Source organism: Candidatus Zixiibacteriota bacterium, assembly GCA_035380245.1.
Classification (GTDB): domain Bacteria; phylum Zixibacteria; class MSB-5A5; order GN15; family FEB-12; genus DAOSXA01.
This window is the reverse complement of the sequence record DAOSXA010000002.1, coordinates 1,163,310-1,175,837: the sequence shown is the minus strand read 5'-3', so window position 1 is coordinate 1,175,837 and position 12,528 is coordinate 1,163,310. Positions and strand designations below refer to the sequence as shown.

General features: G+C 53.6%; 11 protein-coding genes. 8 read left to right on the top strand and 3 right to left on the bottom strand.

The features are described 5' to 3' along the window. The first annotated feature begins 7 nt into the window (after nucleotides 1-7). The 3 genes from PLF13_09940 to PLF13_09930 are packed head-to-tail and all read left to right on the top strand — an operon-like array spanning nucleotide 8 to nucleotide 2,939. Nucleotides 8-1,015, top strand: coding sequence for a Gfo/Idh/MocA family oxidoreductase (locus PLF13_09940; GenBank protein HOP07599.1), 1,008 nt, complete (start codon nucleotides 8-10; stop codon nucleotides 1,013-1,015). A gap of 47 nt (nucleotides 1,016-1,062) precedes the next feature. Then, nucleotides 1,063-1,824, top strand: coding sequence for an N-acetyltransferase (locus tag PLF13_09935; protein HOP07598.1), 762 nt, complete (start codon nucleotides 1,063-1,065; stop codon nucleotides 1,822-1,824). A gap of 11 nt (nucleotides 1,825-1,835) precedes the next feature. Then, complete coding sequence (locus tag PLF13_09930; GenBank protein ID HOP07597.1) at nucleotides 1,836-2,939, top strand: DegT/DnrJ/EryC1/StrS family aminotransferase; 1,104 nt, start codon at nucleotides 1,836-1,838, stop codon at nucleotides 2,937-2,939. A 934-nt stretch (nucleotides 2,940-3,873) separates the two neighbouring features. On the opposite strand, the gene PLF13_09925 is transcribed toward PLF13_09930, so the two are convergent. Then, entirely contained in the window at nucleotides 3,874-4,719 is an 846-nt protein-coding gene (locus PLF13_09925) for a hypothetical protein (protein ID HOP07596.1), read from the bottom strand. A gap of 750 nt (nucleotides 4,720-5,469) precedes the next feature. On the opposite strand from PLF13_09925, the gene wecB reads away from it, so the two are divergent. Genes wecB through PLF13_09905 form a run of 4 tightly spaced genes read left to right on the top strand, consistent with a single transcriptional unit; the run spans nucleotide 5,470 to nucleotide 10,355 of the window. Beyond that, nucleotides 5,470-6,558, top strand: a complete 1,089-nt coding sequence (gene wecB / locus PLF13_09920; protein HOP07595.1) for a UDP-N-acetylglucosamine 2-epimerase (non-hydrolyzing) — start codon at nucleotides 5,470-5,472, stop codon at nucleotides 6,556-6,558. A 2-nt stretch (nucleotides 6,559-6,560) separates the two neighbouring features. Further along, the gene (locus PLF13_09915) at nucleotides 6,561-8,120 is read left to right on the top strand and encodes a lipid II flippase MurJ (GenBank protein HOP07594.1); all 1,560 of its coding nucleotides are present in this window, start codon (nucleotides 6,561-6,563) and stop codon (nucleotides 8,118-8,120) included. A gap of 11 nt (nucleotides 8,121-8,131) precedes the next feature. Further along, nucleotides 8,132-9,220, top strand: coding sequence for a glycosyltransferase (locus tag PLF13_09910; protein HOP07593.1), 1,089 nt, complete (start codon nucleotides 8,132-8,134; stop codon nucleotides 9,218-9,220). Beyond that, nucleotides 9,183-10,355, top strand: coding sequence for a DegT/DnrJ/EryC1/StrS family aminotransferase (locus tag PLF13_09905; GenBank protein HOP07592.1), 1,173 nt, complete (start codon nucleotides 9,183-9,185; stop codon nucleotides 10,353-10,355). The genes PLF13_09910 and PLF13_09905 overlap by 38 nt, the downstream gene beginning before the upstream one ends. Nucleotides 10,356-10,367: 12 nt before the next feature. Here the strand turns inward: PLF13_09905 and PLF13_09900 are convergent, their stop codons facing one another. Continuing rightward, nucleotides 10,368-10,868, bottom strand: coding sequence for a hypothetical protein (locus tag PLF13_09900; protein ID HOP07591.1), 501 nt, complete (start codon nucleotides 10,866-10,868; stop codon nucleotides 10,368-10,370). A gap of 113 nt (nucleotides 10,869-10,981) precedes the next feature. On the opposite strand from PLF13_09900, the gene PLF13_09895 reads away from it, so the two are divergent. After that, nucleotides 10,982-11,980 carry a 50S ribosome-binding GTPase gene (locus PLF13_09895; protein HOP07590.1) on the top strand — a complete coding sequence of 333 codons (999 nt, stop codon included), beginning with the start codon at nucleotides 10,982-10,984 and terminating at the stop codon, nucleotides 11,978-11,980. Between the two features lie 68 nt (nucleotides 11,981-12,048). Here PLF13_09895 and PLF13_09890 read toward each other — a convergent pair whose 3' ends face one another. Next, nucleotides 12,049-12,387 (bottom strand): hypothetical protein, encoded by a 339-nt coding sequence (locus PLF13_09890; GenBank protein HOP07589.1) that lies wholly within the window; start codon nucleotides 12,385-12,387, stop codon nucleotides 12,049-12,051. Between the last annotated feature and the right edge of the window lie 141 nt (nucleotides 12,388-12,528).

Sequence of the window (12,528 nt, the reverse complement as noted above, 5' to 3'; positions counted from 1 at the left end):
TGAGCTTATGAAGAACCTCGCGATAGCAGGAGTGGGCGCCTGGGGCAAGAACCTCCTGCGGAACTTCTATAATCTCGGCGGTGGTTCGCTGGTCCTGGCCTGTGATCAGGATGAGGGTCGACGAAAATGGGTCAAGGCGACCTATCCCGGTGTGGATGCTACAGCCGATTACAACGACATTATTAAACGTGACGATATCGAAGCGGTCGTGATCGCCACGCCGCCGGCCGCCCATTTTGAGATGGCCATGGCTGCGATCGAAGCCGGCAAGGATGTTTTTGTCGAAAAGCCGCTGGTTTTATCCGTGACCGACGGCGAGAAACTGGTCGAAGCAGCCGAAAAAGCCAACCGTATTGTCATGGTCGGCCATATCATGGTCTACCATCCTTGTACGCTATACCTGCGCAAGCAGATTGACGACGGCAATCTCGGCAAGATTTACTATCTATATGCCAGCCGCGTCAATCTCGGCAAAGTACGCGATATCGAAAACGCGCTCTGGTCGTTCGCACCGCACGATATCTCGATCATTCTCTATTTGCTCGGCAAAGATCCGGTACGGGTAACCTCGACCGGCTCTGCTTATCTCCAGCCGGGGATCGAGGATGTGGTTTTCACGACGCTGCATTTCGGCGACGGCACCATGGCTCATATCCATGTTTCCTGGCTCGATCCGCATAAGGATCGCAAGCTGGTGGTGGTCGGCTCGAAAAAAATGGTGGAGTTCGATGACTCCCAGGCCGCCGAAAAAATCCGTCTCTACGACAAGGGTGTCGATACCAAGCAGGATTACAACACGTACGGTGAATACCTGGCCATCCGGACCGGCGACATCATCATACCGCAGATCAAAGCGAGTGAGCCTTTGGCCGAGGAGTGCAAGCATTTCCTGCAGTGTATCGAGAAACGGGAACGACCTCGTTCCGACGGAGTAGAAGGACTCAGAGTCCTCAAAGTGCTCGATGCGGCCCAGAAGTCACTCGAGGCCGGCGGGGCGCCGGTGTCGATCAGCTAGGCGGCATCGCGAACGAACAAGTACCTGAAGACAAAGAGGCAGTATATATGGCATCTTCGATAATCGCCGCATCCGCCGTGATCGGCGCAAACACCCGTCTGGGTGAGTTCTGTGTAGTCGGCGAAAACGTCAGGATCGGCACCGGCTGCGTGATCGGGCACCATGTCGTGATTCATGACGACAGCGTGATCGGTGACAATGTCCGTATCGATGACGGTACCGTCATCGGTAAAAATCCGATGAAAGCCGCCAATTCAGCCGTAACCAAAGACCAACAGCTTCCCGCTTGTACCATTGACCGCGACTGCATTATCGGCACCAATGTCGTTATTTATCGCGGTTGCGGGATCGGTCGCAAGGTGCTTATTGCCGACCTGTCGACCGTACGCGAGAATGTCACTATCGACCGTTTCACGATCGTTGGTCGCGGAGTCGCCATCGAGAACTTCTGTAAAATCGGCAAATACGTCAAACTCGAAACCAACGTCTATATTACCGCATACTCCGAAGTAGGGGACCGCGTGTTCGTCGCTCCGTGCGTGGCCACCTCCAACGACAATTACGTCGGTCGTACTGAAGAGCGGTTCAAACACTTCAAGGGAGTGACGATCAAGCGCGGCGCCCGTCTCGGCGTTCACAGCACGATCCTGCCCGGCAAGACGATTGGCGAAGATACGCTGGTAGCGGCGGCGGCATTGGTGACTGCCGATACGACGCCGAAGAAAATCGTTGCCGGCATCCCGGCCAAACCTTTCCGGGATGTCCCCGAAGAACAGCTTCTGGACAATCAGGGCTGGAAGGATGAGTAAGGAGTAATACAATGTCCGTACCTCTTTTGGACTTAAGTCGTCAATACAAATATCTCAAGCCGGAGCTGGACGAGGCCGTTATCCGCGTTCTTACGCACGGCAAGTTTATCCTTGGCCCGGAAGTGGCCGAGTTGGAAGAAAAAATCGCTTCACTCTGTGAGGTCGATTACGGGATCGGCGTGGCCTCCGGCACCGATGCTCTGCTGGTGGCTCTGCGTGCGGCCGGAGTTGAACCGGGTGATGAGGTAATCACCACCGATTTTTCGTTTTTTGCCACAGCCGGAGTGATTCATCGACTGGGCGCGAAACCGGTTTTTGTCGATATCGATCCCAACTCGTACAACATCGACCCGAACCTGATCGAGGCTGCCATTACCGACAAGACCAAGGTTATCCTCCCGGTCCACCTGTACGGTCAGGTAGCCGATATGGATCCGATCATAGAGATCGCCGGCAAGAACAACTTGAAAGTGGTCGAGGATGCCGCTCAGGCTATCGGCGCTGAATACAAGGGGCGTAAGGCCGGCTCGATCGGTGATTTTGGCTGTTTCTCGTTCTTCCCGTCCAAGAACCTCGGAGCGGGCGGTGACGGCGGTATGATTGTCACCAAATCAGAAGACAACTACAATCAATGTCGCTGGCTTCGCGTCCACGGCGCCAAGCGAAAATACTATCACGACATGGTCGGTTATAACTCGCGCCTGGCAACCATGCAAGCGGCGATTCTTCTGGTGAAGCTGGCCCACTTGCGCAAATGGTCGGTTCAGCGAATCGAGCATGCCCGTATTTACGATCAGATGTTCGAGGGTATACCGGGGATGAAAACACCGGTGGCGATGAGCTACAGCACCTTCCACATTTACAACCAGTACACCATCGCGTTTGAGAATCGGGAGCCGGTGCAGGCGAAGTTATCCGAAGCCAAGATCGGTAATGTGGTTTATTATCCGGTGCCGTTCCATAAACAACCCTGCTTCGAGTTTCTTGGTTACAAACCGGATGAATTCCCGGTATCGAGCCTGGCCTCCGATCAGGTTTTATCGATTCCGATCTACCCGGAATTGACCGAGGTAGAACAGCAGGAAGTGATCGAGACGATCAAGTCCGTGATGTAGTTTTATTGGAGATGTGGTCGGGCGGCACGGCCCGACCGCTCTTTAGTGTGGGCGGATACGTCTTCGAATCCGCGTTTGCTATTGACATAAAAACGTTGATATACAAGCTCCGCAGGCCGGGATCCCCGCGATCCCGGCCTTTATGTTTGTTGGGTGACAGACATATTGTCAGTTTTTTCGCAGGTCAGGTTGCTTGTATGTACGGTGTCAAGACATAGTTAACAGAATGTGTCAACACATCCTTTACACATAAGGGTTATAGTTTTTGTCAATCATGGTGTTTGATTGACCGGTAGTCAGGTCTATTTCTCGTATCCACATATGTCTGAACTTCACGGCCAGAATGTTGTCAACAGCATGAACCTGAACTCTCTCGTGTGCTAAGGCTTCACTGACGAAGAATCTGCGACCGGCCCAATTGAGACAGCCCTGGGTGTTTAGCCGCAGAACCGGCGCCGGAGTGTCATAGAGCCATTCTTTGGGCTGGGGCTGATAGGCCTTCTGACTACTTGGTGGGCGGCAGACGTCTCGTCTGCCCCTGCAGCAGTACACCCCGGCAAACGTCTGGTGGCCCACCCGTCCACGGGTGGGATATCTGATAACTTCGGACAAAGGTGCCCCACCCCTCGGGTGGGATTGGTGGGCGGCAGACGTCTTGTCCTACTCTGTACAACCGCGGCGTATCCCATGTCTGACTCCAGTGAATAATCTCGCGAAGAATCCAACCGCGTTGGTGGGCGGCAGACGTCTCGTCTGCCCCTGTAGCAGTACACCCCCGAAAACGTCTTTCCTGCGAAAGCGGGAATACATCTTCATTTTTTTGGTGCCCCACCCCTCGGGTGGGATTAAAGATGGTACAAACTGGATAGATAGGTAACAGTCAGGCAGATCTCTCCGAGACCTGCCGCAACCATTCCGAGTCTTCAGCAATATGTCAGGTCTGCAGAGATTCCGGTATGCTGTCTTTTTTCTCCGAGGTGCGCAGACCGTACTCGCGATGGAACGTCACTATCAGGAGAATCGTCCCGAACATTTCCAGAAACTCTTCGGTAGCTACCTCCACGGAATGAGGGAGAATCTTCGATGCGATAGTGGCTTCGAGAGCTTGTGAGGTGACCCAGGCGATCAAAGCGACCGCAGCCGTTGTTCGTGATGCCTTATGAAGAACATGGCGAACGAACCAGATAAGCCCCCCGATTATTGACAGAATAAACGGCGACAGCACGAGTATCCAAAATTCGAGTCCCTTAATGAGTACCGTTTGATCCTGGCCGGTGGTGCTGTGCCAGAGAAGTCTGGCCAGACCATGGTGAAATTCGCTCAACTCGTCGACAGTCATGGTCATCAGAAGAATCCCGAACAGGGTCCAGGCGATTCGATCCTTTCCTTTCTCCGACTGACGCCAGCAAAAATAACAGAGAAGCGAAGCCACAGCCAGGAGGTAACCGGAGAAGGTTGTTCCGATACCTCCCTCCCAGTCCAGGTCCCAGAGACTTCCCAATTGACCATCGACCAGATGAAGAATCACGAGTAACACGGCGACCGCGGCCATACTCATGAACCGGCGACGAATTTTGACATCACTGTGCGAAATGTTGTTTATAAACCGCTGTACCTGCTCGTGGAATTCGGGCGACAAGCGGTAAAAGATGACAAAAAGCAGACACAGGCTAAGGAACGTGTTGTTCCCTCGGTGGCCGACCGCCCACATAACGGGTATTAAAAGGGTCACCAGTCCCATTATTGCTTGAGCTACCGGCAACGGTATTTTCGATCTCATGGTTACCTCCGATCCGACAGTCCCCGTTCAAACGGAAGTAATGTGTTTATTTCTCCGGTCTGTTTCTCCGTAACTGAGTATACACAATCCTGCTTCGCATGACAGAACAAAGCCTGACTGCATCAAAAAATTAAGCCCCTGAATTGTTCGTGTCAATTATTTCCGGATAATTTTGTTTGTGCGGTGCGCGGCATACTATGTGATAGCCGGAGCTTGTTTTTTTATCTCTCGCGTTGTCCCGACAGCCGTAGCCTTTTCATTCCGTATGACAACAACTCTCGGTAAACCAGTGTCAGATTGCAAGCAACCTGACCTGCGACTGTACAACCGCGGAAATTCTTCTATCTAATTCCAATGAATGAACTCGCGAAGAATCCAACCGTGTTGGTGGGCGGCAGACGTCTCGGTCTGCCCCTGCAGCAGTACACCCCGGCAAACGTCCGGTGGCCCACCCGTCCACGGGTGGGATATCTGATAACTTCGGACAAAGGTGCCCCACCCCTCGGGTGGGAATTGGTGAGCAGCAGACATCATAAATAGTTACTTCCCGTCCGGTGGCCCACCCGTCCACGGGTGGGATATCTGATAACTTCGGACAAAGGTGCCCCACCCCTCGGGTGGGAATTGGTGAGCAGCAAACATAATAAATAGTTACTTCCCGTCCGGTGGCCCACCCGTCCACGGGTGGGGATCAACCTACCCCACCTTTTTGTTGAGTTGCCGTCGGTTCGGCGCTATCTTAACAGCCGCATGAAAACCAGACCGACTGTCATATCAATCGTGGGAGCCCGTCCGCAGTTTATCAAACTTGCCCCGCTGGCTCCGGTACTTGCCGGGAGATTCAATCATCTTATTTTGCACACCGGCCAGCATTATGACCGCGAGATGTCGGAGGTATTTTTTAAACAACTGCACATCCCCAAAGCCAACCGTAATCTGAACATCGGCGGGGGCGGGCACGGCGCTATGACCGGCGCGATGCTGGCGGCGATAGAAAAATACCTGCTGCAAACCAGGCCGGATTTCGTGCTTATTTACGGCGACACCAACAGCACGCTTGCCGGTGCGGTGGCGGCGGCCAAACTCTCGGTTCCGGTCGGTCATGTCGAGGCGGGGATGCGTTCGTTCGTGAAAGATATGCCCGAGGAAATCAATCGCCGTCTCTCCGATCATGCCAGCGATCTGTTGTTTTGCCCCACCGCGGCGGCGGTAAAAAATCTGAAAGCTGAGGGAATCAAAAAGAACCTGATTCGCTCCGGCGATCTGATGTTCGAACTTCTCCACCGTCGGCGAGCTACGATAAAAAAGAATAATCGGCCGCTCAAAAAGCACGGACTTCAACCCGGTCAATATCTGTTTATGACCGTTCATCGGGCGGCCAACGTCGACTGTCGCGACAACCTCGAAAAACTCCTTGCTATTATCGAACAGGCGCCGTTGCCGATCTTGTTGCCGCTTCACCCGCGCACACGAGCCCGTCTTGGCCGGTTCCGCTTATTGAAACGTCTCGAACGATGCGACCGGGTTGTTCTCGAACGCCCCATGAGCTATCTCGACACCCTCACCGCCGCCGCCTGTGCGCAAGCCGTCCTGACCGACTCCGGCGGCCTGCAAAAAGAGGCGTTGTTCCTCGGTACGCCGGTTCTGACTCTGCGCGATGAAACCGAATGGGTCGAGACGCTTCATCAGGGCAACCGCCTGGTCGGCCTTGATCCGGATAAAATTCTCAGGTCACTACGTCGTTTGCCGAAGGTCCCGAGAATTTCGTACCGAATTAACGGCAAAGCCCCCTCGACGATCATTACCTCATCCATCGACCGATACCTCTCGGGTAAGTGACGATGAGTGCCCGCGCCAGAACAGCGGTGCTGTCGGTGGCCGCCGTGCTTGTGGTTTCCCGCCTGCTCGGTTTTGTGCGTGAAATGGTTATCGCCGATAAGTTCGGCACCTCGGCGCAATACGATCTTTACCTGATTGCGCTCATTCTCCCGGCGCTCGCCTATGGCGTGATAAATTTCGCATCGTATTACCTGTTCGTGCCGTTCATTACCCGCAAGCTCGAACAACAACCGGAGCTGTCAGATGCGGCTGCCTCCTGGCGCAATCTCTGGCCGGCGATCAATCTCACCCATTTACTTTCGCTGGCGATCACGCTCGGTATTGTTCTCACGGCGCCATTAATCATGAAAATCTGGGGCCGTGATTACGACGCCGAACAATTCGCCCGGATCGTCTGGTTCAGTCGCCTGACGGCCGTGATGGTCCTGCTGGGGACGAGTGAAGCGTTCATGCGGGCTTATCTCAATGTTCGGAAAATCTACTCCTATCCAGCTGCCGGGTATATCGTTTTCAATCTGACTTCGATTCTGTCGATTCTGTTGCTGCATCACCAACTGGGCGTGGCGGCCGTGGCCGTCGGCCTGGTGGGCGGCCTCTTTCTCCAGAACGTTTACCTCTCCCTGCGTTTGGCCGGTTTCCATCCGTTGAGTGGATTTCGCGCGGTGATCTGGTCGGACGAAAGCCGCGCTTTTATCGGCACGGCGTCGATCCTGCTGTTGATAGAACTGATCAACCGTTCTTATTTCCTGGCCGACCGTTACGTAGCGCCGGGATTCGGCGAGGGAGTAGTCTCGGCTCTTAACTACTGCCAGGTGCTGGTGCAACTTCCGGAGTCGATCTTGGGTTTTGCCATCGGCGCGGTGGTTTTTCCAATGTTTTCCGCTTCGGCCTCAGCCAACCAGCGCGAAAGGTTTGCCGAGACTTACCGTACTGCCGTCAATTCCGCCCTGCTGTTCGCCGTGCCGCTGGCGGTGTTTATGTACCTGTACGCCGAACCGCTGGTCCGTTTGTTGTTTCAACGGGGAGCGTTTGATGCCGAGTCGGCGCGGGTTACTTCGGAACTTTTCCGACCTTATATTCCGGCCGTATTGGCGCTGTTCGTGGTCTCGACCTCGGTGCGGGCCTGTTACGGCGCCGGTTGGGGTAAAACGGTGTTGTTGTTCGCCGCGGTCATGTTGCTGGTAAAATTCGCCGCTACCGGTATCTTACCGCTCTGGTTCGGCTACCAGGGCATTTCCGCCGCCACTTCGCTGGCTCATCTCGGCATGGCGCTGATGCTGATGATCTTAACGATCAGACGAAGCGCTGCCGTTGCCGGCAGACGTATCGGTTTCGATATCCTTCGCCTGCTCGCCTCCGGAGCGACCGCGTTTGTCGTGACCTTGCTTGTCGATAGTTATCTTTTATGTCGGTTGGATGAATCCTCACTGCTTGCTTTGATAATCAAGCTCATCATCTCCGCCGCCGTGGTTCTGGCGAGTTTCGTCTCCGGCGGTTTGATATTTGGTGTCAAACGGGTTTTTGCCGATTATATTGCCTTGCGTCAGGGTTCGCAGACCTGATTCTTACGAACATGAGCAGGAAACGTATTGCTATATTCGGCTGGGCGCAGTCGGTTCATATTCAGCGCTGGGTGCGCGGCCTTACGAGCCGTGGTTACGAAATTAAGTTAATCTCGGTCGGCGGTGAACCGCTTGACGGGATCGACACTTATATCATTCCGCGCACCAGCCGGGCTGTTTATTTCACTAAAGCCAAAGAGGCGATCGCTGTCGCTCGCGCTTTCAAACCGGATCTGGTTCATGCCCACTTCGCTTCCGGATTCGGATTATGGGCCCGCAAGGTTGGGCTTCATCCGACAATCCTTTCGGTTTGGGGATCGGATGTGGTCGATTTTGGCGCTCATTGGCCGGGGCGGTCGTTGGTGCGCAAAGCCCTGGCCGGAGTTGACCATGTCACGGTAACTTCACGAATGCTGCGTCGTGTTACCCGCGAGATCGTCGATCTGCCGATGGAACGTATAAGTATCATTCCCTTTGGCGTCGACCTTCCGCCCGAAGTCAAAGACCTCCCGGCGGGTGACCTGAAGAAAATATGTTTCATCAAACACCACTATCGCAAGTATGGGCCGGAGGTGCTGATCGAGGCGACGGCCATTGCCCATACCGCTATGCCCGAGATACGGTTGTCGATTGCCGGTGAAGGTCCCTTGACGAACGAGTTGAAAACTCAGGTCAAGCGCCTCGGTCTTGAGAAAGTCGTCCGGTTCGTTGGTTTTATCGACAATGCCCGCATCGGTGATTTTCTTCAGGACCACCATTTCATGGTTATGCCCTCACTCAAAGAGGCGTTCGGAGTCGCGGTTCTTGAGACTTCGGCGAACGGTCGCGCGGTGATCGCTTCCGACGTCGGTGGTGTGCCGGAGGTCTTGATTGACGGCGAAACCGGTTTGCTGGTTCCCCCGAACGACAGCGATTATCTGGCTGCGGCAATTTTGCGTCTGGCTTCCGATGACGACCTTTGTCGCAAACTCGGACAAGCCGGGCGACGAATGGTCGCGGATAAATTCACCTGGGATGAATCCCTGGATATGATGAGCGATTTATACGAGAGGTTGATTAGCGATGGCGGCAAAAAAGACAATCAAAATCCCGTTGTTTGACCTCAAAGTGTCTGCGGCAGCCAGGCGTGAGGTGGCTGAGGTGCTCAACTCGGGCTGGCTCACCACCGGCCCCAAAGTTGCAGCTTTTGAGAAAGCCGTCGGTGAATACCTGGGCGTCAATCAGGCGGTGGCGGTAAGCTCGGGTACTTCCGGTCTGCAATTATTGCTGACGGCGATTGGCGCTAAACCGGGGTGCGAGATAATGACGACACCGTTCACGTTCGTGGCTACGATAGAGGCGATCCTCGCAACCGGCGCCCGGCCGGTTCTGGCCGATATCGATCCCGCGACTCTCAACATCGATCCCGAGGAAGTCGCTCGCAAAATTTCTTCAAAAACTCTGGCGATTTTGCCGGTCGATATTGCGGGGTATCCGGCCGACTATCCTCGTCTCAACAAGATTGCCGACTATCATAAACTGCCGCTCGTGACCGACAGCGCCCATGCTATCGGCGGACGTTACCAAAATCACTCGACTCCGCGACTGGCCGATGCCTCGGTGTTCTCGTTTTATTCGACCAAGAATCTCACTTGCGGCGAGGGAGGGATGGTGGTGTCACGTCACAAGATGGTTATCGATGCCATCCGTTCACTGGCCAATCACGGTTTGACCAGCAACGCCCATGCCCGCAAGGCCAAAGGAGGCTGGCAGTACGATGCCGTCCGGCCCGGTTTCAAGGCCAATATGTCGGATGTGGCCGCGGCCATCGGTCTCGGTGAAATAAAATCTCTCGATAAAAAACAGAAGAAACGAACTGCCCTTGCCCAACGCTATATCCGAAACTTGAAGCAGTTCAGTCGTTATTTTGAGCTGCCGACCGTTGCAAGTGGCTTCACCCACGGCTGGCACCTGTTTATCATTCGGTTGCATTTGTCCGAGCTGAAATGTGATCGCAACAAGTTTATCAGCCTTATGGCTCTACGCGGAATCGAATGCGGGGTCCATTATCAGCCGGTTTTCGAGTTGAGCTATTACCAGCGGCTCCTGAGTCTTTCTCCCAACTATTTCCCGAATACCACCTATGCGGGGCGAAGAGTGGTTTCACTTCCGCTCTACCCGGAACTTACAACCGTCCAGGTGGATCAGGTTTGTGAAGCGATTGAGGATGTTCTGAAAAGATACGGCTGGAAATAAACGTAAGGCTTACTATTCCATATGGCCGTAGGTAATCTGACTGATATCGATACCGCCGGTATCGGGTGTCGTTTGCTCTTCCTCGTTCTGTTCCAGCGGATGATGGCTGGTTCGCAGGGCAATACGGTTGTAAATGTATTGACAGGCTTCTTCTTTGTTAGTGAAGAATAAGTCTTTGGTCGCTTTCTTGTTTTCGGCTCCGAGCATTATCGTTACCCGGGTAATTTGATAACCGTACCGCGCCAGGCCGTCGGGATAAAGATAATCTTCCGTAAGAGAACGCACTCTCTCGGCATAAAGTTCTGCCAGGGACGGTTCTATCGCGAAACGGAGCAGATCCATAACCAGGTAGAGACGTTCGGGACCGTATTGATCCAGTGTCTCCCTAATTGTCGAACAAAGTTGTATCATTTCCGTTTCGCAGGATATGGAAATGGTTTCGCTTGCCGTGAGGTATACGATTCGATTGGTATCGTCGTACTCGACTTCCAGCAGATTACGAAATTGTTCCATATTTACCCTCTTTTCCTCTCTGTCCCTTCGTGTCTTCTATGATATATCGGCCGGTTGTAACAAGCCTTGAGTCACCTCTTGTTTTGAGGCCCCGCATTTATTATTTATCCGGTATGCCGGCAAATTTACCGCCTCAATATTATGAGCTGGAACGGGAATTCCGCGCCGAGCGCGACACCCGCGAGAAACTTCGGATTGCCGAAGAACTCCTTCGGATTATGCCCAAGCACAAAGGGACCGACAAGCTCCAGGCGGAGATGAAGGCCAAAATTTCCAAGCTCAAGAAACAACTCGAAGGAACCGTAAAAAGCGGCGGCCCGGTCCGATCGGCGACGGCCTTTGATCATATCCCGAAAGAGGGCGCCGGACAGGTCATTTTGATCGGTCCGCCTAACAGCGGAAAATCCTCATTGGTCGACAGCCTGACCGGGGCTGCTCCGTTGATCGGCGATTATCCCTTTACCACGCGTGAACCGCTGGCCGGTATGATGAAGTTCGAAACGATTCAGATTCAACTTATCGATACCCCGCCGATTTCACCCGAATCTTACGAAAACTACCTCTCCGGTCTGATTCGTAACGCCGATGTCGCCGTAATGGTGGCCGACCTGGCGGCTCCGACCATGGCGTCCGATCTGCGTTTTGTGCTGGATAAGCTCGAAGAAAAGCGGATTCTGCTCACGCCGACCTTTGCCGCACAGCCCGATGACCCCCGTTTCTGTCCCCGTAAGACGATTGTCTGCGCTCATAAAATCTACGACGATGAAACCGGTGAACGGCTGACCGCGCTGGAGAAAATGTTCCCCGGATTCGTCCTCGTTAAAACTTCGATCATCGACGATGATACCCTGGCTGTCTTCCGTCGAGCCTTGTTCGATTCGCTCGATATCATCCGGGTCTACACCAAGCCGATCGGTAAGGAATCGGACCGCAACGATCCGGTGATTTTACCGCTCGAAAGCACGGTCGAACAAGCCGCCGAATCACTTCACAAGGATTTTGCCAAAAAGCTCAAGTTCGCGAAAATTTGGGGAAGCGGTAAATTCGAGGGCCAGCGCGTTCAGAAGGATTTTGTTCTCTCCGATGAGGACATCATCGAGTTCCACGTGTAAGCATTTATATTCCCCGTATGACGATTGTATTTTCCGTGGTCGGTCGATGCCCTTGTCGACTCAGAAATTTAATTCGTCTGCTCGGTTGTAAGAGCGCTCCGATCGAGCTCTTGGCACCAGGAAATTTCACCGCACTTCGGGCAGGTCAAACGCTTTTTGTCGGGGCAATGCGGAGAAAAGAAATCGGTCCAGGCGCTGATTTCAAAAATCTCACGGCAGATATCACAACGATAGACATGGTTGCGAGCATGGCTGCGAACCATGATAACCAACGCTATCGCAACGGCAGCCAGTGAACTCACGACGACTGTGGTGGCGATATCCCAACCGTCTGTTGCAACGGTGTAGCCGATTATTATCAGGGGGAGCAAAACCACCGCCGTTACCATTATTCTCAGTAATTTCATCGGAATACCTCCTGCCTGTGTTCCTGAATATCATACTATCGAGGCGGTCGGTTATTCAATCAAAAAAGGATTATTTTTAATAGTCGTTGGTATAAGTCTCACAGACACTTAGAGTATCAGCCGGGCGGGCCGTCGTTTGAG